Source organism: Ramlibacter sp., from assembly GCF_041916345.1.
In the GTDB taxonomy this organism is placed as follows: Bacteria; Pseudomonadota; Gammaproteobacteria; order Burkholderiales; family Burkholderiaceae_C; genus Ramlibacter.
The window spans coordinates 40,615-62,140 of record NZ_JAYRZR010000015.1; the positions used below are offsets into that span (position 1 = coordinate 40,615).

General features: G+C 67.2%; 17 protein-coding genes and 1 pseudogene. 8 read left to right on the forward strand and 10 right to left on the reverse strand.

The genetic code is table 11. The annotated features are described in order from the left end of the window. Positions 1-26: 26 nt before the first annotated feature. Positions 27-1,040: a metal-dependent hydrolase gene (locus ACE3T5_RS06655; protein WP_374665755.1), complete on the reverse strand. Its 1,014-nt coding sequence runs from the start codon at positions 1,038-1,040 to the stop codon at positions 27-29. Between the two features lie 134 nt (positions 1,041-1,174). Here ACE3T5_RS06655 and ACE3T5_RS06660 point away from each other — a divergent pair, with 134 nt between their 5' ends. Beyond that, positions 1,175-2,653, forward strand: a complete 1,479-nt coding sequence (locus tag ACE3T5_RS06660; protein ID WP_374665758.1) for an NAD-dependent succinate-semialdehyde dehydrogenase — start codon at positions 1,175-1,177, stop codon at positions 2,651-2,653. Positions 2,654-2,666: 13 nt separating this feature from the next. Here the strand turns inward: ACE3T5_RS06660 and ACE3T5_RS06665 are convergent, their stop codons facing one another. From ACE3T5_RS06665 to ACE3T5_RS06690, 6 genes are all read right to left on the reverse strand, one after another. Beyond that, complete coding sequence (locus ACE3T5_RS06665; protein ID WP_374665760.1) at positions 2,667-3,944, reverse strand: GAF domain-containing protein; 1,278 nt, start codon at positions 3,942-3,944, stop codon at positions 2,667-2,669. Positions 3,945-4,051: 107 nt separating this feature from the next. Further along, the gene (locus ACE3T5_RS06670; protein WP_374665762.1) at positions 4,052-6,364 is read right to left on the reverse strand and encodes a PAS domain S-box protein; all 2,313 of its coding nucleotides are present in this window, start codon (positions 6,362-6,364) and stop codon (positions 4,052-4,054) included. Beyond that, positions 6,348-7,562 carry an ATP-binding protein gene (locus ACE3T5_RS06675; RefSeq protein WP_374665764.1) on the reverse strand — a complete coding sequence of 405 codons (1,215 nt, stop codon included), beginning with the start codon at positions 7,560-7,562 and terminating at the stop codon, positions 6,348-6,350. The genes ACE3T5_RS06670 and ACE3T5_RS06675 overlap by 17 nt, the downstream gene beginning before the upstream one ends. A gap of 112 nt (positions 7,563-7,674) precedes the next feature. Further along, a complete protein-coding gene (locus tag ACE3T5_RS06680) occupies positions 7,675-9,378 on the reverse strand; it encodes a mechanosensitive ion channel family protein (protein ID WP_374665766.1) in 1,704 nt (567 codons plus the stop codon). Between the two features lie 189 nt (positions 9,379-9,567). Then, positions 9,568-10,692, reverse strand: a complete 1,125-nt coding sequence (locus ACE3T5_RS06685; protein ID WP_374665768.1) for an ISAs1 family transposase — start codon at positions 10,690-10,692, stop codon at positions 9,568-9,570. Positions 10,693-10,893: 201 nt separating this feature from the next. After that, a complete protein-coding gene (locus ACE3T5_RS06690) occupies positions 10,894-11,802 on the reverse strand; it encodes a LysR family transcriptional regulator (RefSeq protein ID WP_083483057.1) in 909 nt (302 codons plus the stop codon). 170 nt (positions 11,803-11,972) lie between these two features. On the opposite strand from ACE3T5_RS06690, the pseudogene ACE3T5_RS06695 reads away from it, so the two are divergent. After that, positions 11,973-12,068: pseudogene (locus tag ACE3T5_RS06695) on the forward strand (TetR/AcrR family transcriptional regulator); the annotation flags it as partial. A gap of 19 nt (positions 12,069-12,087) precedes the next feature. Here ACE3T5_RS06695 and phbB read toward each other — a convergent pair. From phbB to ACE3T5_RS06710, 3 genes are all read right to left on the reverse strand, one after another. Next, the gene (phbB, locus tag ACE3T5_RS06700; protein WP_374665771.1) at positions 12,088-12,834 is read right to left on the reverse strand and encodes an acetoacetyl-CoA reductase; all 747 of its coding nucleotides are present in this window, start codon (positions 12,832-12,834) and stop codon (positions 12,088-12,090) included. Between the two features lie 10 nt (positions 12,835-12,844). Next, complete coding sequence (locus ACE3T5_RS06705; protein ID WP_054666179.1) at positions 12,845-13,288, reverse strand: phasin family protein; 444 nt, start codon at positions 13,286-13,288, stop codon at positions 12,845-12,847. A gap of 108 nt (positions 13,289-13,396) precedes the next feature. Next, positions 13,397-15,154, reverse strand: a complete 1,758-nt coding sequence (locus ACE3T5_RS06710) for an alpha/beta hydrolase (protein WP_123676508.1) — start codon at positions 15,152-15,154, stop codon at positions 13,397-13,399. Positions 15,155-15,476: 322 nt separating this feature from the next. Here ACE3T5_RS06710 and ACE3T5_RS06715 point away from each other — a divergent pair, with 322 nt between their 5' ends. The 6 genes from ACE3T5_RS06715 to ACE3T5_RS06740 form a co-directional block, all read left to right on the forward strand. Next, the gene (locus ACE3T5_RS06715; RefSeq protein WP_054666182.1) at positions 15,477-16,085 is read left to right on the forward strand and encodes a TetR/AcrR family transcriptional regulator; all 609 of its coding nucleotides are present in this window, start codon (positions 15,477-15,479) and stop codon (positions 16,083-16,085) included. 68 nt (positions 16,086-16,153) lie between these two features. Beyond that, the gene (locus ACE3T5_RS06720) at positions 16,154-16,573 is read left to right on the forward strand and encodes a hypothetical protein (RefSeq protein WP_054668692.1); all 420 of its coding nucleotides are present in this window, start codon (positions 16,154-16,156) and stop codon (positions 16,571-16,573) included. Positions 16,574-16,600: 27 nt separating this feature from the next. Continuing rightward, positions 16,601-17,641: a secretion protein HlyD gene (gene hlyD / locus ACE3T5_RS06725; protein WP_123676509.1), complete on the forward strand. Its 1,041-nt coding sequence runs from the start codon at positions 16,601-16,603 to the stop codon at positions 17,639-17,641. 1 nt (position 17,642) lies between these two features. Continuing rightward, complete coding sequence (locus ACE3T5_RS06730; protein WP_374665775.1) at positions 17,643-19,418, forward strand: ATP-binding cassette domain-containing protein; 1,776 nt, start codon at positions 17,643-17,645, stop codon at positions 19,416-19,418. Continuing rightward, positions 19,415-20,584 (forward strand): ABC transporter permease, encoded by a 1,170-nt coding sequence (locus ACE3T5_RS06735; protein ID WP_123676511.1) that lies wholly within the window; start codon positions 19,415-19,417, stop codon positions 20,582-20,584. The genes ACE3T5_RS06730 and ACE3T5_RS06735 overlap by 4 nt, the downstream gene beginning before the upstream one ends. 4 nt (positions 20,585-20,588) lie before the next feature. Beyond that, on the forward strand, positions 20,589-21,526 hold a 938-nt coding region (locus ACE3T5_RS06740), incomplete at its 3' end, for an ABC transporter permease (protein WP_374665777.1).

Sequence of the window (21,526 nt, forward strand, 5' to 3'; positions counted from 1 at the left end):
GCCCCGCGCAGGGCCGTGCCCCCGCATCAGCGCGGCGGCTGCAGGTCTTCGCCCTGCAGGCGCCGCCACAGCCACGCGAGGCCGGCGCGGATGTCGCCGCGCGAGCCCTGGTTGCGCGCCTGCACGGGCACCCAGCGCCCGGCCTCCTGCCGCGCCACCACGAAGCTGAAGGTGTAGTGCGGCTCCTGGCCCATGCGCAGGTCGGTCACCCGCGCCAGACCGTCGGCCGCATGCACCTTGTAGAAGCCATGGCTGAAGCGCGCGAGCCGCTCCACCGCATCCACGCCCGCCAGCTCACCGCGCAACGCCGCGCGGCCCTCAGGTGCATGACGCTCCCAGCGCAGCGGGTGCGCATCCAGCAGCGAGTGGAAGCCCTCGTCGTAGCTGCCGTCGGGGTGCATCGCCACCACGCGCCACAGCACGGTGTTGAACGCCGTGGGCGTGACGAGCAGGCGGGCGGGCGGTGCGCCCTTCGCGGCCAGCGAGGCCTCGGCCACGCTGCGCACATGCGCCTGGACGGCCACACCCCAGGCCAGGTAGGCGGTGGACAGTGCCAGCCCCACCTGGTTCCAGCGCAGCCCGCGCCCGCCGCCACGCGCCAGCGCCACGCCCAGCCCCACCAGCAAAGGCAGGGTGTAGAGCGGGTCGATGATGAAGATGCTGCCCACGCCGTAGGGGTGATCGGTGAACGGCCGCAGGAGCTGCGTGCCGTAGACCGTCATGGCATCCAGCAGCGGATGGGTGGCGAGTGCGAGCCAGATCGCCAGCAGCCACCCCCGGTATACGGTCCACTGCCGGTGCACAGCCGCGGGCACGGCCGCCAGCACGGGCGCAGCCACGGTCAGCCAGAACAGCGCGTGCGAGTCGGCGCGGTGCAGCGTCATGTTGCGCACCGCGTCCCCATGGTCCACCAGCACGTCCAGATCCGGCAGCGTGCCGGCCACGCCGCCCCAGAGCGCGGCCTTCCACACCGCCGTGCGGCGGCCCATGACGGCCACGCCCACGGCGGCGCCCAGTGCGATTTGGGAGACGGAGTCCACGGGCGCGGAGCCTACCGCAGGCGCCCATGCCGGCGGCGCCAAAGGGTCTTGCCCTTGCGCCGCCACGCCACTTGCGCGATCCGGCTGCCCTGGCGCCGGCGTTACCATCGGCCGAACGCATTCCGGAGACCGCCATGGACATGAAGACTTCCCCCCTCGCCCTGCTGAAGGACCCCACGCTGCTGAAGACCGATGGCCTGATCGACGGCCAGTGGGTCAAGGGCAGCACCCGCTTCGACGTGCACGACCCCGCCACCGGCCAGCGCCTGACCGACGTGGCCAACCTGGGGCCTGCCGACGCCGAGGCCGCCATCGCCGCCGCCGACCGCGCCTGGCCCGCCTGGCGCAGCAAGACCGCCAAGGAGCGCAGCATCATCCTGCGCAAGTGGTTCGACCTGCTGATGGCGAACCAGGAGGACCTGGGCCGCATCCTCACCGCCGAACAGGGCAAGCCCTTCGCCGAGGCCAAGGGCGAGATCGCCTATGGCGCCAGCTTCGTCGAGTGGTTCGCCGAGGAGGCCAAGCGCATCAACGGCGAGACGCTGCCGCAGTTCGACAACAACCGCCGCCTGCTGGTGATCCGCCAGCCCATCGGCGTGTGCGCCGCCATCACGCCGTGGAACTTCCCGCTGGCGATGATCACGCGCAAGGTGGCGCCCGCCCTGGCCGCCGGCTGCCCGGTGGTCATCAAGCCGGCGGAGCTGACGCCGCTCACGGCGCTGGCCGCCGCGGAGCTGGGCCTGCGCGCCGGCTTCCCGCCCGGCGTGCTGAACGTCATCAGCGCCGACGGCGCCAACAGCATCGCGGTGGGCAAGGTGTTCTGCGCCAGCGACACGGTGCGCCACATCAGCTTCACCGGCTCCACCGAGGTCGGCCGCATCCTGATGGCGCAGAGCGCGCCCACGGTGAAGAAGCTCGCGCTGGAGCTGGGTGGCAACGCGCCCTTCATCGTCTTCGACGACGCCGACCTGGACAGCGCGGTGGAAGGCGCCATCGCCAGCAAGTACCGCAATGCCGGCCAGACCTGCGTGTGCGCCAACCGCATCTACGTGCAGGACGGTGTGTACGACGCGTTCGTCGAGAAGTTCGCGGCGCGCGTGGCCGCCATGAAGGTGGGCAACGGCTTCGAGGAGGGCGTGGTGCAGGGTCCGCTGATCGAGGACGCCGCGGTGGACAAGGTGCAGCGGCACGTGGCCGACGCCCTGGCCAAGGGCGCCCGCGTGGTCACCGGCGGGCAGAAGCTGCAGGGCCAGTTCTTCCAGCCCACCGTGATCGCAGGTGCCACCAGCGAGATGCTGTGCGCGAAGGAAGAGACCTTCGGCCCGCTGGCGCCGGTGTTCCGCTTCCACACCGAGCAGGAGGCCATCGCGGCCGCCAACGACACCGAGTTCGGCCTGGCCAGCTACTTCTACAGCCGCGACGTGGGCCGTATCTTCCGCGTGAGCGAGGCGCTGGAATACGGCATGGTGGGCATCAACGTCGGCATCATCGCGACCGAGCACGTGCCCTTCGGCGGCGTCAAGCAGTCGGGCCTGGGCCGCGAGGGCAGCCACCACGGCATCGACGAGTACGTGGAGATCAAGTACCTCTGTGTGGGCGATGTGCTGAAGTAGGCGCTACGCCGCGTCAGGCAGTTGCCGGGCCGCCGCTGGTGTCGGGCGTGTCCGGCCCGCGCACGAGGCGCGGCACGCCCATGCCCAGGATGCACGGCGTGCCGTCGATGTCGATGCGGCGGCCGGTCAGCGAGTACGGCAGCAGGCGGCCGTCACGCGTGCGCAGGTTGGCCTCCACCGAAGCCTCGCCCTGCTCCAGCGCCTGCGTGATGCGTCGCTGGATGCGAGGTTGGTCCTCGGGTTCGAAGTAGTCCAGCGGGCTCATCGCCGCCAGTTCGTGGCCGCTGTAGCCCGTGATGGTCTCGGTGTTGCGGTTCCAGCGCAGGTAGCGCTTGTTCAGATCGAACAGGAACACGAGTCCTGGCAGGGCCTCGATCATCCCCTGTGACAGCTCGCGCTCCGTGCGCGCCTGGTTCTCGGCCTGCTCGCGCATCCGCTTGCGGCGGAAGCGGTCGATGGCATAGGAGAGGTTGGCGGTCGCGCGCGCGAGCAGCTCGATCTCCCGGTCGTGGAAGAAGCCGGCCTCGCCCGCGTAGACCGACAGCACGCCCTTCACCTCGCTGCCTTCGCGGATCGGGAACCCCGCCGTGGCACGGTAGCCGTGCTCGCTCATGTGCGCATGCCAGGGGCTGCTGGCACTGTCGGCCAGCACGTCGTTGCGCACCGAAGGCTTCGCTGTCCGGAAGGCCGTGCCCGAGGGCCCGTGGCCCAGCTCGTCGTCGAGCGTGGAGACCGTGATCTTCTGCAGGTAGCCACCCTGATCGCCGGACTCGGCCACCGGCACCAGGCGCCCCGGAGGATCCGACTCCCAGCCGATCCAGGCCATGCGGAAACCGCCGTGGCGCACCAGCGCCTCGCACACGCGGCGGAACAGGTCCTCCTGTGAGGTCGCCCACAGGCTCGCATGGTTGATCTCGCTCAGCGCCTCGAACAGGCGGCTGAAGCGCGCCACCTCGGCCTTGCGCGCCTCCAAACCCCGGTACGCGCGGTCGAGCCGGCCGAACACGCGCAGGATCAACGTCAGCAGCAGGACCGACGTCACCAGCACGAAGGCGAGGCCCTTGTAGGTGTTGAGTTCCACCACCTCGTGCAGGTCGTCCGCCAGACGCCTGGCCACCTCGTCGGACAGGTAGATCCAGATGGCGGCAAACACCGCGTAGAACAGCGTGATGCGCACCGCCCGCCGCACCAGGCTGGTCTGCAGGTGCCCTTGCGACAGCAGGGCTTCCCACTCGAATGGCTTGGCGGCTGGCGCCGCGGCCGGCCGGTCATCTGCTTGCGTGGTCGCCATGGCTGCTCCTGACAGACGGATCTCGGCAGCGCCCGGAAGGCAACTGATACGTGTAACGCATCGTAGCCGAGTTCACCCCCGCCAGACAGTCCGCCAGTTGGACAGGGTCACGCCGCCGCAGGGGCTGGCACGCCGGGCAGCAGCAGCGCGAAACGGGTTCCCTCGCCGGGGCGCGACCACACCCGGACGTCCCCGCCCGACTGGCGCACGAAACCGTACACCATGGGCAGGCCCAGCCCCGTGCCCCGGCCCGGGCCCTTGGTGGTGAAGAAGGGTTCGAAGAGACGGTCCATGTGCTCGTCGACGATGCCGGTGCCTTCATCTTCCACCGCCAGCTCCACGTAGTCACCAGGGGTCAGCGGCCCCCCTACCCCCGACTCGCCGGCTTCGAGGCGGCGGACGCAGGTGGAAACCACCAGCGTGCCGCCCTCGGGCATGGCGTCGCGTGCATTGAGGCAGAGGTTGAGCACGGCGTTGTCCAGCTGCACGCTGTCCACCCGCGCCAGCGCCGGCGCGGGGGCCACCGACAGGCGGCAGGTGATGCGGCCGCCCAGCATCGGTGCCACCAGGCTCACCACGCTGCGGGCGACCTCGTTCACGTCCACCACCTGGGGCCGCAGCGGCTGCCGGCGGGCGAAGGCCAGCAGTTGCTGGGTGAGCGCCGCACCGCGCTCGGCGGCCTCCACCACCAGCCGGGCCATCGGTTCGAGCGCATGACCGGGGCCCAGTCGCGTGGCCAGCACCTCGGCATTGCCGAGGATGACGGTCAGGAGGTTGTTGAAGTCATGCGCCATGCCGCCGGTGAGCTGGCCGATCGATTCCAGCCGGCGGGCGCGGTCGAGTTGGGCCTGCAGGGCGAGGTAGTCCGTCACGTCGACTGCCGTGCCCACCAGCCGCTGCACCACGCCCTGCGCGTCACGCACGGGGAAGGCGCGGTCACGCACCCAGCGCTGGCTGCCGTCGGGCCGGACGATGCGGTAGGTCTCGTCGTAGGTGCCTTCCTGCTGGCGCTGCGCGGCCGCGACGACGCGCTCTCGGTCGTCCGGGTGCACCGCGTCCATCCAGCTCGCGGGGTGCTCGTGCAGCTCGCGCCGCGAACGGCCCCAGATGCGCTCGTAGGCCGGGCTCACGTACAGCATCACCGCCTTGGTGACATCGGTGAGCCAGAACACCTCATTGATGTTCTCGGCCAGCTGTCGCATGCGCTCCTCGCTTTCGCGCAGCGCGGCCTCCACGCGCACGCGCTCGGAGATGTCGATGCCCACGCCCACCAGGCAGGGGCGGCCATCCACCTCCACCCGGCGGCCGGTGAAGAGATGGGGCGTGAGGGTGCCGTCGCGCGCGCGCAGGCGCGCCTCCACGCTGGCCTCTCCGCTGGCGAAGACCAGCTCGATGCGATCCCCCACGCGCGCCGCATCCTCGGGCGGGAAGAAGTCGCCCGGCTTCATGCGCGCGATCTCCTCGGCGGTGTAGCCCGAGGTGACCTCGAAGCTGCGGTTCCAGCGCAGGAAGCGCAGCTCGTCGTCATAGAGGTACAGCACGCCGGGCACGGAATCGACCAGCGCCTGCGAGAAGCGCTGCTCGGCCGCGACGGCGGCCTGCGCGCGACGCCGCTCCGCCTCGCGCACGAAGTTGTCCAGCGCGAACGACAGGTCCGTCGCGGCCTCCTCCAGCAGGGCGATCTCCCGCTCGCGGAAGTAGCCCGCCTCGCCGGCGTAGAGCGACAGGATGCCGACCACCCGCCCGCCCTCGCGCACCGGCATCGACGCGGCGGCGCCCAGCCCGCTGCGCCGCGCGGGTGCGTACCAGGGCAGATCCGGCGGGCTGGCCATGAGGTCGTTGTCGACCACGGTGCGGCCCTCGCGGAAGGCGGTGCCGCTGGGGCCGCGGCCCATGGGCACGTCATCCGGCGAGACGCGCACCGCGCTCAGGTAGCCGAGGTGGTCACCCGCCACCGCCGCCGGCACCAGCAGGCCGGGCGGATCCGACGGCACGCCGATCCACGCGATGCGGAAGCCGCCATGCTGGACCAGCGCCTCGCACACCCGCGGGAACAGCAGGTCGCGGCTGGTGGACATCACGATCGCCTGGTTCACCTGGCTCAGTGCCGCGTAGAGCCGGTTGAAGCGTGCCAGCTCGGCCTCCTGCAGGCGCAGCCGCCGCACCGTGCCGTCCAGGGCACCGAAGGCGCGCACCATGAGCGCGAACAGCAGCAGCGCCGTGACCCCGACGAAGGCCACGCCCTTCCACACGCCCCACTGCAAGCGCGCTGCGGGGTCGCTCACCAGCGCCTCGAGCGCGCGGTCGGAGTACCAGATCCAGGCGACGGCCACGAGCGCATACAGCGCCGCGATGCGTGCCGCGCGCCGCACGACGCCGCTCTCGGGCCGCGGAGGCGCTGGCTCAGCCGGTCGTTCCACGGGCGCCCCCGGATCGCAGCGATGCCGCGAGCGTGAGCGCCTCGCGCAGCCGCGCCAGGCGCGGCGGCTTGTCGATCCAGCCGTCGACATGGGGCGCCCACTCGCGCATGCTGTCTGCCTGGCCACCCCAGCCGGTGAGCACCAGCACCACCACCGAGGGATCCGCCTGCTTTGCGGCCCGCGCGACCTGGCCGCCGTGCAGGCGCGGCATGCCGAAGTCGGTGAGCAGCACCTCGTGCGGACGGCCGGACTGCCGGGCGCGCTGCAGTTCGTCGATCGCCGCCTCCCCGCCATGCGCGACGGTCACCACGTGGCCCAGCGCCTCGAGCGTCTGGCGCAGCGACAGCAGCACCATCGGATCGTCATCCACCAGCAGCACGCGCAGCGGCGTGCCCGGCTGCGCCGGCAGGCCGGCCGCCGGGGCGGCCGCCCCGTCCACCGGCAGTGGCAGCCGCAGCGTGAAGCAGGCGCCACCGGAAGGCGGGGCCTCGGCCGCGACCTTGCCTCTCATGCGCGCGACGATGCGCTGCACGCACGCCAGGCCCATGCCCGCGCCAGGAAACTCCTGCTGGCCGTGCACCCGGCCGCCGGGGGTGAACAGGCGGCCGGCGTAGTGCGGATCGAAGCCCGCACCGTTGTCGGCCACCGAGAGTTCGCACCAGCCGTCGGCGGCGCGGGCCGTCACGCTCACGCGGCGCGGGTCCCGGCCGCGGGTGAACTTCAGGGCGTTGTCGAACAGCAGCGCGAGCGCCTGTTCGAGCAGCGCCGAATCCGCCAGCACGGTGACCGATGCGTCCATCGACCATTGCACGGCGTCATCCGGGTGCTGGCGCTCGGCCCAGGCACGCGCCCGCTCGGCCACCGGCCCCACCGGCATCGGCCGGGCCGAGAACGGCGCGTGCGCGACGCGCGCGTAGGCCAGCATGCCCTGCACGAGGCTGCTGCCCTGGGCCGCGGCCTCCACGATGCGCTGCACGTAGTGGCGCTCGCGTTCGTCGAGCCCTTCGCCCGCGCGCCGCTGCAGCGCGGTACCGAACTCGCCCACGCGCTGGAGCACGGACTCCAGCTCCTGCGCGAGGCGGCCGATCAGCATGTCGGCATCACGCGTGACGTCGGCGAGGCGTGCGTCGCGCTCGGCCAGCTGGGCGCGCAGAGCCGCCTGCACCTGCTGCTCGCCTTGCGACTCGACATCCTTCACCGGCGGTCCTCCTTGACTGCAGTCGCAGCGCCCGCCGGCGACCCGGATGCGTTGCTGCCAATGCATCTTACGCGGCCGGCCGGGTGTTGCAACCCTCACCGGATGGACAGGTTCAGGCGGGCGGCTCGCCTTGCGCAACGGGCGGCCGTGCGGGCGGCTCATACCAAGAGCCGGGCGGCACGATCTTCGGTTGCGCGGGGTCGCTGCGGTAGTGCGGCGACATGATCTGCACGCCATGCGTGTTGAACACGTCCTGGATGCGTGCATGCAGACGGCTGAGCACCTCGGCGCGGGGCCGCGGCTGCTCGGCCCGGGCCTGGCAGACGAGACGGTACTCGGGGTAGAAATCCGTCAAGGCGGTCTGGAACACCTGCGGCGGCGGATCGGCCAGCACGCCAGGCGTGCCACGCGCCGCCTCGATCAGCATCGCCTCGACCTGACGCCATGGCGTGTCGTAACCGATGGTCACCACCGTGTCGACCACGAAACCAGGCCCGTCGACCGCGCGCGAGTAGTTGCGCGTGACCGATCCCAGCACCAGCGCGTTGGGCAGCGTCAGCTCCTCACCCAGGCCGGTGCGCAGGCGGGTCGTGAACGCGCCGGTCTCGGTCACGGTGCCTTCGTGCTCGCCGATGCGCACGTACTCGCCGATGCGCAGCGTGCGCGAATAGAGCAGCACCAGGCCGCTGGCGGCCTGGCTGAACAGATTGGAGCCGCCGATGGTGACCATCAGACCCAGCAGCACCGAGATGCCCTTGAAGGCCTCGCTGCCCGAGCCCGGCAGGTAGGGATAGGCCATGACCACCGCGAACACGGCCACGCCCAGGCTGAACAGGCGCTGCGTCGGCCGCGCGGTATCGGCGTCCAGCCAGCCGCCACGTCGCCCGCCCGCGGCCACCCGGGCAAAGAAGGGCCGCATCAGCACGACGATGCCCCGCGCCAGCCCGAAGATGACGGCGGCGACCACCAGGCCCGGCAGGGCCTCGACGACACCGCCACCGATACCCGAGAACAGGCCGAGCAGGAAGGCGAGCAGGCCCTCGCCCCAGGGTCGCGTGTAGGGAAACTGGCGCAGCACGAAGCCGAGCCACTCGAAGGCCAGCGCGCCGATGAGCAGCGTGGCCAGCAGCGCGAGGCCCGAGCGCGCGACGGCGGCGGCGCGCTCGGCCTGCACCAGCTGCGCGCCCGCGACATGCAGCGTCTGCGCCCGCCGCGCAACGCGGTGCGCCAGCCAGCGGGTGGCCCTGCGCCGCAGGTGCCAGATCAGCCAGGCGACGGCGACGGCCAGCGCCGTGGCCAGCAGGCTGAAGGCGATGGCCTGCGCCATCCGGCGCCAGTTGCGGCTCTCCTGCGTCTCGGCGAGTGCCCGCCGCAGGCGGTCTGCCGCCTCGGCGCTGGCCTGCCCGAGCGTCTGCGAGCGCAGGCGGTCGGCATCCGCCTCGGTGAGAACCAGCACCAGTTCGCCCTCGACCAGCAGCGCGTGGCCTTGCGGCTCGACGCGCAGCATGACGGCGTCCGGCCCTGCGTCGTGCGCCAGTTCCTTCAGCACGGCTTCCGCCCGGCGCGCCCGTCGTTGCGGGTCGACCCCGACGAAGGTGCCACGCAGCGTGGTGATGGTGCGGTTGGCGAAGCGCACCGGCGCCTCCGGCGGCGCAGCGGCCTCGGCCGCGACGCCGCCTGCAGGCCCCGAAGAGGCCCCGGGTTGCGGGCCCGGCGACTGCGCGAAGGCCCAGCTCGCGCAGGCCAGCCACAGTGCCAGCAACCTCGCCAGGGCGATCAGGGACAAGCGGAGGTGACTGCCATGGCCGAGCTGCATGCGGCCATCATACGGGCGGCCGGCACAGGCCCGTGGCGTGTGCGGCATGGAGCGGGCGAAGGGAACAGCACCCACAACCCAACCGGTTGATCAACAAAGAATTTCTTGGGGTCAGCTCCCCAAGAAGGCCTCTATTCTGGACTCAAAAATCCAAGTCGGTCAACGTGACCAGGGCAATCGCATGAACGGTCATAGCATGCGGAGGAGTTGAGCTCGATAGGAGTCTGATGTGGCGGCGATCAGGCGGCGGGCTTTGATTCCGCCTTTGCGCTGGGTAGGATCGAGACGGATCAGGTTCAAGGTGAGTTGTTTGAGGACGGAAAGGTTGTGAGCGGCATGACCGGTGCGGGCACGCATCTGATCGTCGGCGAAGGCGACATCCATGCACCAATGCAGGCAGTTCTCGACTTTCCAGTGTTGGCGAGCAGCGTACGCCAGGCGCGCTGCTTCGGCGGGCAGGCTGCTGATGTAAAAGCGCCGTTCCGTGCTCAGTTTGCCGTTGGCCAGACGTTCGGATTCGATCACGGCGAAGGATTTCAGGCCCGGCCATTGCTCAGCGCGGTGCAGGCAGGCGAGTTGGTCGAAGGCGTAGCAGCGGCGGGTTTCCAGTCGGCCGTGGTCCTTCTCCACCGTTTCGGCGACGGTATGCGGCGTCTTCTCCGGTGCCGCCTTGAACAGGGCGAAGAAGTCGCGAACCGAATCGGCCAGAATCGGCTGATTGTCCTTCACGGCCAGCACATAGTCGGCGCCCCGCTCCCGGATTGCCTGAGCGATATTGGCCTGGGTGCCCATGGCATCGATCGTGACGATGCAGCCTTCCAGCGCCAGGACTGAAAGCAGTTGCGGAATTGCCGTCTTCTCATTGGATTTCTCGGCGGTCGCCCGCTGGCCCAGAACCAGGCCGGCCCCGGCGGCAAAGGCGCTGACCAGGTGCAGCGGGGTGGCATCGACCTTGCCCGAGCGCCGGCTGGTCTTGCCGTCGATGGCGACAATCTCAGCCCCCAGAGCCGGCACCACGGAGCTGACCCAGCGCCGGAAAGCTGCTTCGAATTCCCCCGGGTCGATCAGGCCGAACAGCCGGCCAAAGGTATCGTGAGAGGGAATGCCGTGTTCCAGCTTCAGGTAGCCCTGCAGCCAGTCCAGTTTCTCCTTCGCCCACAACTCGATCTCAACAAAGGTGTCGGCCCCTACCAGCACGGCGCTGACCGCCACCACCAACAGTTCGACCAAGTCGTGCTCGACCTTACCCGGCTGCCTCGGGTCGGTGATCGATACAAATACCTCCGCCAACCTCAGCCTGTCTTCCGTCTCCATGGCTCACCCCAAAAAGATAGAAAACTACCGAAATCCACCCTCTGTGAACAGATCCCGTTCAACCCATTGATCGTCAACGGTTATTTCAACCGTCCACGACAGTGTCATTCATGCGATTGCCCTGTCAACGTGACGGACCAGATAAGTCCACCCAGAGCCGGAGACGGCTGCCAATAGCCAACGTACCTGGACCGATGCGGGTCAAGGAGCGTGCACATCGCCTTGCGGCCGGAACAACCGCCGAGCACGCTGCAAGAACCGCTTCATCGGTTCCGAGGGCTCGCTCTGACGGCGCAGCAGATAGGTCGTCAGCGTGGGCGTGATGCCCGCCAGCGGGCGTATCGCAATGTCGGGCCGCTGCCAAGTCTGCACCTGTGCACCGATGGCAAAGCCGATGCCATAACCGGCTCCCACCAGCGTGAGCATCACGCCAAGGCTTGTCACGTGGTCGGCTATCTTGGGCGTGATGGCCGCGCCGTCGAGCAGTGCCTGAATCTGGTCATGGCAGCCCGACGCCGCATCCGGGTGACACAGCACCAGCGGAAACTTCAAGGCGTCTTCCAACTTGACCTGTGCATGCGCGAGCAGCGGATGGCGTGTCGGCACGATCACCGATAGCGGATCGCTCCAAGCAGGCTCGGCGATCAGCCCTCCGTTGACCGCATCCGACAGCGCGAAGCCGACATCCAGCAGGTCATCGTGCAGGCCCTTGAGCTGCCGCGAAAACGGCAGATCGAAGACCCGAATCCCCAATTCAGGTTCTTCCTCGCGACTGCGCGCCAGTAGCGAGGCGATGCGTGGCTGGGCAAGGCTGTCGCAGATGGCGATGCGCAAATAGCTCTGGTAGCCCTGCGCTGCAGCCTTGGTAGCTTGAACCGCTTGGTCCACGGTGGCCAACACGCGCCGAGCTTCGCCCAGCAGCACCTGGCCGGCCCAAGTCAGCCGCGTCTGCCGGGCACTGCGGTCGAACAATGAGACGCCCAGCAGGCGTTCGAGGTCGCGCATTGCTCGTGATACGGGAGATTGCTCGATGCCGAGACGCTCGGCCGCGCGGGCGAGATGCAGCTCTTCCGCGACTGCAACGAAATAGCGTAGCAATCTAGGCTCCAAGGCAGCCTCCTATCGGCCCTTTCCACCAGACCTTGGTACGAGCCAGCCACCAAGCGATGGGGGTGTCGATCAGGATCAGGGTGAGGACGCCTGCTAGACGTGCGGTCAACCGGAGGGCTTGCAGATCACTATCCGTCAGCACGCAAACACCCTCGTGTCAATGCGCATGCTTCGGGTCCGAGCACCCGAGTGTGCCAAGGATGCTCTTCGGTGAATTGCAGCGACCGGGGGAGACGTTGCCCACGCGAATGGTCCAGACTTTCATGCCGCAGGCTCCTCGACTACTCAATACATATGCTGGCCGCCGTTCATCGCCACGTTGCTGCCGGTCATGAAGGCGGCGGCTTCGCTGGCGATGAAGGCGACAAGTGCCGCAATCTCGGCCGGCTGACCGAGACGGCCAATCGGAATCGCATCGATGATCTTCTGGCGCACATCCTCGCGCACCGCCATCACCATCTTGGTGGCGAAATAGCCCGGCGAGACGGTGTTGACCGTCACGCCCTTGCGCGCCACCTCCTGCGCCAGCGCCTTGGTGAAGCCGTGCACGCCGGCCTTGGCCGCCGAGTAATTGGTCTGGCCGAACTGGCCCTTGCTGCCGTTGATCGACGAGATATTGATGATGCGTCCCCAGCCAAGCTCCACCATCGGGTCGATGAACGGCTTGGTGACGTTGAACATGGAGTCCAGGTTGGTGCGCAGCACGGCGTCCCAGCCGGATTTGTCCATCTTGCGCAAGGTCGCGTCACGGGTGATGCCGGCGTTGTTCACCAGGATGTCAACGTGGTAGCCGTCCGCCTGAATCTGACGCGCCAAAGCCTGGGTCGATTCCCAGTCGCCGACATCGACGCCGTAGGCCACGAACCGGTAGCCTTTGGTGTCCTGCGCGTCGAGCCAGGCAGCGACCTTATCGTTGCCGGGCGTGTGCGTGATGATGACGCGGTGGCCCGCGTCGTCCAGGGCGCGGGCAATGGCCGCGCCAAGACCGCGATTGCCGCCAGTGACCAGGGCGGTTCGTCCGGAACTGCTCATGTGCACCTCCTTACTTTTTGGCCTTGCCCTGAGGCGCGGCGCCTGGCGCGCTCCAGGGCTGCGTCCATTGCTGACAAAACTGCGCGAAAGAGGCTGTGCCACCGCTGGCGCCGAATACTTCGGAGACGGATGCCTGCCAGGTCGTCAGCGCCTCGCGCAGGCCATCAGCGAATGCCGCCTGGCTCTTGGCAGCAGCCTGGCCGACCGCCTGTGTATCGCCCATACGGCCCTGACACAATCGCCAGAACACCTCGGATGGCAAGGTGGCAAGCGCCTGCCAGTCCGCCGCCTGTTGGAGGTTCTGGATGCGCGAGGTGGTCTCCAGCACGCCGCCAGCACTGAGCTGTTGCATGGCTTCGAACCAGTGGTGGCCGCTTTCTTGCAGCAAGCGAGTGATCTGAAGCTGCAACTCGGCATTGGCCTTGTAGAGTTGGATGGGCAGTTCGTTGTTCATTTCAATTCTCCACGGTGGTGATGTGCCCCTCTGGGGCGGGTGTGGGCCATGCCTGCGCAACGACCCGATGAAAGTTGAGTGATGTGTTCGTGGACGCGTTTTGCCATGTCATCGCATGGCCACATAGGTTCCCGGCGCATCGCCAAGCGGTGGTTGCGTCCCGCCCATGGCAGGCGGAGCGACGCGCCCGGCCGAGCGCCCGGCCAACCATTGCTGCCATGCCGGCCACCAGGAGCCTTCGTTCAGCGGGGTCTCGGCACGCCACAATTGCGGATCGATATAGCGATCGCCAGCGGCACGGGTCGCAATCTGGAAGCTGCGCCGGGGGTGCCCTGGCTCGCTGACGACGCCGGCGTTGTGCCCGCCGCTGGTCAGCACGAAGGTCAGCTCCGCATCACTGAGCAGATGCATCTTGTACACGGATGGCCAGGGAGCGACGTGATCGCGCACCGTGCCGACGATGAACATGGGCACCTCGATGTCGGCCAGCGCCACGGGTCTCCCGCCGACGCGGTAGCGCCCCTCGGCCAGGTCGTTGTCCAGATACAAGCGCCGCAGGTACTCGCTGTGCATGCGGTACGGCATGCGGGTCACGTCGGCATTCCAGGCCATCAGGTCATTGAAGGTCTGGCGCTCACCCAACAGGTATTCACGCACCCGTCGCGACCAGATCAGGTCGCGCGAGTTGAGCATCTGGAACGCGCCGGCCATCTGCCTGCCGTCGAGATAGCCCTTGTCCCACATACCGGCTTCAAGCCAGGCCAGTTGACTGTCGTCGATGAAGAGCGCGATCTCGCCCGATTCGCGGAAATCGATCTCCGACGCCAACAGCGTCAGGCTTTGCAGCCGCTCGTCGCCATCGCGCGCCATCGCGGCGGCGGCGATCGTGAGCAAGGTGCCGCCCAGGCAATAGCCCACTGCTTGCACTTTGCGCTCGGGCACGATGGCCGTGACCGCATCCAACGCGTCCATGACCCCCAGCCAGCGGTAATCCTCCAGACCGAGGTCGCGATCGGCCGCCGTCGGGTTCTTCCATGAAAGGATGAACACCGTGTGCCCCTGATCGACCAGGTACTTCACCATCGAGTTGTGCGGCGACAGGTCGAGGATGTAGTACTTCATGATCCAGGACGGCACGATCAGTACCGGCTCCGCATGCACATCCGGCGTCGTGGGTGAGTACTGAATCAACTCGATCAGGTGGTTTCGAAACACCACCTTGCCTGGAGTGATCGCCACGTCCTTGCCCACCTCGAACCCTTCGACCCCTGCTGGCGCATCGTCGAGCGCGAGGCGTCGCGCATCGTCAAGGAAGTTCACGGCGCCGCGCCACAGGTTTGCGCCACCGCTTTGCGTGATGGCGTGCAGCACCTCGGGGTTGGTCCAGATGAAATTCGAAGGCGACCACATGTCCAGCCACTGCCGCCCAGCGAACGTGACCATGTTCTCGTGATGGCGCGACACGCCACGCACGCCCGTGGTGGCGTTGTGCCACCACTGCTGCTGGAGCAAAAAACCCTGGTGAATCACGTTGAAGGGCCACTGCTGCCAAGCCGGGGCGGCAAAGCGCCGATCCTGCTCCAGGGGCTCGATGCAGGTCGGGCAATCGTGCGCGCTGGCAACACGCAAGGCATAGCGCGCAAGGCGTTGCTGTTTGTGCAAGCCCTTTTCGATCAAGCTGCGTTGCTTGCCTGGCGAAAGGCTCAGGTGCAGCGCCCAGTCGTACCAAGCCAGCAGGCCGGCCGCCGGTGACAACCCCCCCGTGCTGCGCGCCCGCCAAGCATTCGCAAGCGTATCCAGGGCGTCAGGGCGACAGGCTTCGGGCTGCGTCAGATCGGCCCTGCCATGTATTGCGACGTTGCTCATTTCCAGCCTTTCATTTAGCGAGTAACATATTACTATCTTATCGCTCGCAGGAAAAGTTGCAAGCCTTCCGCAGGGGCGCAAAGTTTTTTCAGCCTTCACAAACGCAATCACTGCCGCAGCTGAAGCTCCAGGCCCAACGATCACGCATCTTCCGATCTGCCTGATATGGGATCCAGCTTCTTGAGTTGCATCAAGTTGACCGATCCGCTCTCCGTATGAAAGGCCCGCAGTTCTGTCTCATCCGACAAGTTTCCGATCTTGCGTCATGGTCATTTTACGTGTTACGATAGTAATAGATCACTTACTACATGGAGTCTGAATCGTGAGCCAACGCCCCCAGTACCTGTCCGCCGAAGATCGGCGCGCGGCCACAGTGCAAGCCGTGGTTGATCTGGCAGCCGAGCAAAACCCGGCCGAGATCACGACCACGGCGATTGCCGACCGAATGGGCTTGACGCAGGGCGCGTTGTTTCGTCACTTCCCCAACAAGGAAGCCATCGTGGAAGCCACGATGTCCTGGGTCGGCGAACGCCTTCTGGTCAGCGTGGACAAGGCGGCCGAAGGCGCCGCATCTCCTGGCGCGGCGCTCGAAGCCATGTTCATGACGCACATCGACTTCGTGTCCAAGCACCCGGGCGTGCCACGCATGCTGTTCGGAGAGTTGCAGCGCTCTGGCGAGACGCTCGCCAAGCGCATGGTGCAAACCCTGATCCGCCAGTACGAGCAGCGCCTGCGCCGCCTGATGGAAGCGGGCAAGGCGCAGGGCGAGCTGGATGCGGATCTGGACGTGGATGCCGCCGCCGTGCTGTTCATCGGCACGATCCAGGGGCTGGTCATGCAGTCCCTGCTGGCCGGCAAGGTCAGTCGGATTCGTCGCGATGCGCCCGCCGTGTTCGCCATCTATCGCCGTGGCATCGAAAGCGGCACATGAAGCACCCGTCCAGTCCTCAAACGGCACGACGATCCAGCAAACCCTCCGAAGAACCGGGAGCAATGAACATGACAGCACACAACGGGCGCGGCATCTGGATGCGTGTGATCGCCCTGATTGCCATCGGTTTTGGCCTGATGACCATCCGGGAAGGCGGCGCCGTCCTGTTTTATGACGGTGCAGGGCGTGACGCGGCCGGAAGCTATGTGCCCTTCGTGCTTTGGTTCAACTTTCTGGCCGGGTTCGCCTACGTCATCGCTGGCGTCGGGTTGTGGATGCGTCGGCGCTGGGCCACATGGCTGGCCATGGCCATCGCAGTTGCGACGGCACTCGTATTCCTGGCCTTCGGAGTGCATGTGGCGCTCGGCGGCGCCTGGGAGCGGCGCACGGTCATTGCCATGACGCTGCGCACGCTGGTGTGGGTCGGCATCGCGGCCATTGCTTGGCGTCGATCAACGGCGAATGCACCGGCCACGCGCGAGCAGTGAGCATCTTTTTTTAGTGGAAACCCATCCATGACAACTCCGAACCTCTCTACAAAAAAAACCCGTTGGGTCGTGATCATTGTTGCCCTGCTCGTTCTTGGCGGTGCACTGGCGTTCTGGTTCACGCGCGGCCATGACAATCAAGATGCATTGCGCCTCTACGGCAACGTCGACATCCGCGAGGTTCAATTGGCTTTCCGCCAGCCCGGGCGCGTCACGCAGATGGCTTTTGACGAGGGTGATTCCGTCACTGCCGGCGCGCGCCTGGCCACGCTCGACGCGCAGCCATATCAAGACGCCCTTGCAGCCGCACAAGCCCAGGTACAGGTGGCGCAGGCGGAGCTGACCAAGCTGCGCCGCGGCCTGCGACCTCAGGAAATCACCCAGGCACGCGAGGCGCTTAAGAAAGCGCAGGCGCTCGCCCTCGATGCCGAGCGCAACTTTCAGCGCCAGAGCAGCCTGTTGGCGTCGGGTGCAAGCAGCCAGCGCACGGTCGATGCTGCCCGCACCGCAAGAGATCAGTCGGTTGCGGGCGTCGAATCAGCCAAGGCCGCCCTGTCGCAAGCATCCGAAGGCTTTCGCAAGGAAGACATTGCCGCAGCAGAGGCTCGCCTTGCAGCGGCGCAGGCAGCCGCAGCGCAAGCCACTACATCTCTGGCGGACACTGAACTCATGGCACCCAGCGATGGAACCATCATCGCGCGGGTGCGTGAACCCGGCAGCATGGTGGCCAGCCAGAGTGCGGTCTACAGCCTGAGCCTGGACAAGCCCGTGTACGTGCGCGCCTACGTGGGCGAGCGGGATCTGGGCCGCATCGCACCGGGCACGGCGGTGCACGTCAAGAGCGATTCCGGGGAAAAGATCTATCGCGGCCAGATCGGTTTCATCTCGCCGCGCGCCGAATTCACGCCCAAGACAGTGGAGACGACGGACTTGCGCACGGATCTGGTGTATCGCCTGCGCATCGTCATTGACGAGGCCGACAGCGACGCCGCCTTGCGTCAGGGTATGCCGGTGACGATCGCGGTCGATGCCAAACCAGCCTCCAGCACGCGCGTGGGAGAACGTTGAGATGCAGGCAAACGCAGCCATGACTGCCACGCCGACGAGCGCGAGCGCCGATGTCGCCGCCGTCGTTATCGAAGGCGTGGACAAGCATTTCGGCAAGGTGCAGGCCCTGCGGAACTTGAGCGCGCACATCCACTATGGGCGGCTGACGGGTCTGGTCGGCCCGGACGGAGCCGGCAAGACGACGCTGATGCGGATTCTGACCGGCCTGCTGGTGCCCAATGCCGGCCGCGTCACCCTGGCCGGCTATGACGTGGTCAAGGACAACGACGCCATTCACGTGGCCAGCGGCTACATGCCACAGCGCTTCGGCCTGTACGAAGACCTGTCGGTGATGGAGAACATGCGCCTGTATGCGCAGCTGCGCGGCATGGATGCGGATCGCAATGCCGATCTATTTGCCGAGTTGCTGGACTTCACGCGGCTGGGACCTTTTACGAAGCGCTTGGCCGGCAAGCTCTCCGGCGGCATGAAGCAGAAGCTTGGCCTGGCCTGTGCGCTCATGGCGCGGCCCAAGGTGCTGCTGCTGGACGAGCCCGGCGTGGGCGTTGACCCGGTCAGCCGCCAGGATTTGTGGCGCATGGTGCAGGCACTGACCGATGAGGGCATGGCCGTGGTCTGGTCTACCGCCTATCTGGACGAGGCCGAGCGCTGCGAGAGCGTGCTGTTGCTGAACCAGGGGCAGCTCTTGTTCGATGGCCCGCCGCAAGCACTGACCGCGCAGCTCGAAGGCCGCAGCTTCCGCCTGGAAAACGTCGGCGCCGAGCGCCGGGCGGTTCTGACCGAGGCACTCGATCTGGAGAGCGTGAGCGATGGCGTGATCCAGGGCGCCGGCGTGCGCGTGGTACTGCGCGAGGGTGCGCAGGCAAGCCAAATCCAGTCGCTGGCTGATCGTGCCCAAGTGCAGCTGGCCCGGGTGCCCGCGCGCTTCGAAGACGCCTTCATCGATCTCCTCGGTGGCGGCCCCGGCGGCACTTCGACACTGGCCGAACGCCTGTCACCGGTCGAACTGGGCTCGGACATTGCCGTCTCCTGCCGCAATCTCACCAAGCGCTTCGGCGAGTTCACCGCCACCGACCAGGTCAGCTTCGAGGTGTACAAAGGCGAAATCTTCGGTCTGCTCGGCCCCAATGGCGCCGGCAAGTCCACCACCTTCAAGATGCTGTGCGGCCTGTTGAAACCCACTGCGGGCGAGGCGCACGTGGTGGGGCACGATCTGCGCCGCGCCACCGGCGCGGCCAAGAGCCGGCTCGGCTACATGGCGCAGAAATTCTCGCTCTACGGCCTGCTGTCGGTGCAGCAGAACCTGGAGTTCTCGGCCGGCGTCTACGGGTTGGAGGGCAACACCCGGCGCGAGCGCATCGGGGAAATGATCGAAACCTTCGATCTGGGCGACTGGTTGTCCGCCACGCCAGATTCCCTGCCGCTGGGGCACAAACAGCGCCTGGCGCTGGCCTGCTCGCTCATGCATCGGCCTCCCGTGTTGTTCCTGGATGAGCCTACTTCGGGCGTGGATCCGATCACCCGGCGCGAATTCTGGACCCACATCAACGGCCTGGCGCGCAAGGGCGTGACCATCATGGTCACCACCCACTTCATGGACGAGGCCGAATACTGCGACCGCGTCGCCATGCTCTCTCGCGCGCGCCTGATCGCGCTCGACACGCCCGATGCGCTCAAGCGTGCCGCCGCGAATGCCGAACATCCCGACCCGACCATGGAGGACGCCTTCATTCACCTGGTGGAGTCTGCCGACCGTGAGATGGAGGTTGCCGCATGAACGTCGTTGAGAAACACAAGGACGGCGCTGGCCCGATGCAGGGCGACTTGCGCCGTTTTGACCTGCGGCGCCTGGTGGCCTTGGTCACCAAGGAAAGTTATCAGGCGTTGCGTGACCCATCCACTTTGTTGATCGCCTTCGTGCTGCCGGTGGTGTTGCTGCTGCTGTTTGCCTATGCAGTGTCGCTGGATGCGAAGGATGTTCGTGTCGGTGTCGTGCTGGAGTCGCCCGGTGCGGCAGCGCAGGAACTGGCGGCGGCGTTTTCCGGGACGCGCTTCCTCGATGTGCACTTCGCCCATGATCGCCGCGAAGTGGCCGAGCAGCTCGTCTCCGGTGCGCTGCGCGGCTACGTCGTCATTCCGCAGGATTTCGAACAACGCTTGGCCCAGCGCGGCAGCGAGCCGCTGGTGCAGATCGTCACCGATGGCTCCTACCCCAACACCGCCAACTATGTCGAAAACTACGCTCGCGGCGTGGTGCAGACGTGGCGCGCCGGGCTGGATGTCGCAGCACCCGCGCAGTCCGTCGTGCTGGAGCCGCGCTACTGGTTCAACCCCGAGCTGGAAAGCCGGCGCGCGCTGATTCCGGGCGCGATTGCCATCGTCATGACCATCATCGGCACCATGTTGACCGCGCTGGTGGTGGCGCGCGAATGGGAGCGCGGCACCATGGAGGCGGTGCTGTCCACGCCGGCCTCGGTGGCGGAGATATTGATCGGCAAGCTGCTGCCGTACTTCGTGCTCGGCATGCTGTCCACACTGGGCGCGGCCGCACTGGCCGTGTTCGTGTTCGGCGTCCCGATGCGTGGCTCGCTGGCGGCGTTGCTGCTTTTGTCCGCCGTGTTCATGGTGCCGGCGCTGGGCCAGGGTCTGCTGATCTCGTCCCTGGCGCGTAACCAGTTCCTGGCGGCGCAGATTGCGCTGTTCACGGGCTTTCTGCCGGCTTTCATGCTGTCGGGCTTTTTGTACGAGATCGATGCCATGCCGGCGCCGATCCGCGCCATCACCCGAGCGGTTCCGGCGCGCTACTTCGTCGACTCGCTCAAAACCGTGTTTCTCGCCGGCGACATCTGGGCCGTATTCCTGCCCAATCTGGCAGCCATGGCGGCGATCGGGGCTGTGTTCTTCATCATCGCCAAGCGCGCCACGCGCAAGAACCTGGAGTGAAGCCATGTTGACCTCCGCCTTCTCGTTCACCCGCCTGCGCGCCCAATTCATCAAGGAAGTGCTGAGCGTGCTGCGCGACCCGCGCAGCCGCATGGTGGTGTTCGTGCCGCCCATCCTGCAATTGCTGGTATTCGCCTTTGCCGCGACGCTGGAAGTGCGCAACGTCGACATCGCCGTCTACAACCAGGACGCCGGACGCTGGTCGCACGAACTGGTGCAGCGCCTGGACAGCGCCCGCTTCGTCACCCACGTCCGGCATGTGGACAGCCAGCGGCAGTTGCACGAGATGATCGACCGGGGCGAGGTCATCGCCGCACTCGCCATTCCGGTGGACTTCTCGCGCACCATCGCCGCCGGTGGCAGTGGCAAGGCACAGGTGGTGGTCGATGGCCGCCGCAGCAACTCGGGCCAGATCACCGTGGCCTACCTGTCCACCATTGCCGCCGACGTCGGCGCCGAGGTTGTGCCCGACGCGCAGGCACCGACGCCGGTGGTCGTGCGCCACTGGTTCAACCCGAACCTGGTCTACCGCTGGTTCATCGTGCCCGGCTTGACCGGCATCCTGGCACTGTTCAGCGCGCTGCTCATCACCTCGTTGTCGATCGCGCGCGAGCGCGAGCTGGGCACCTTCGACCAGTTGCTGGTGTCGCCCACCTCGACGCCCGAGATCATCATCTCCAAGTCGCTGCCGGCACTCGCAATTGGCACCGGGCTGGGCCTGTTCATGATCAGCGCGGGCGTCTTCCTGTTCGGCATCCCGTTTACGGGCTCGTTTGCACTCCTGCTTGCCAGCCTGGTGCTGTTCATCGCCTCGGTGGTCGGCATCGGTCTGATGATTTCCGCGGTCAGCATGACGCAGCAGCAGGCCATCCTGGGGGCGTTCGCCGTCGGCGTGCCGGCGGTGCTGATGTCAGGCTTTGCGACGCCTGTGGAAAACATGCC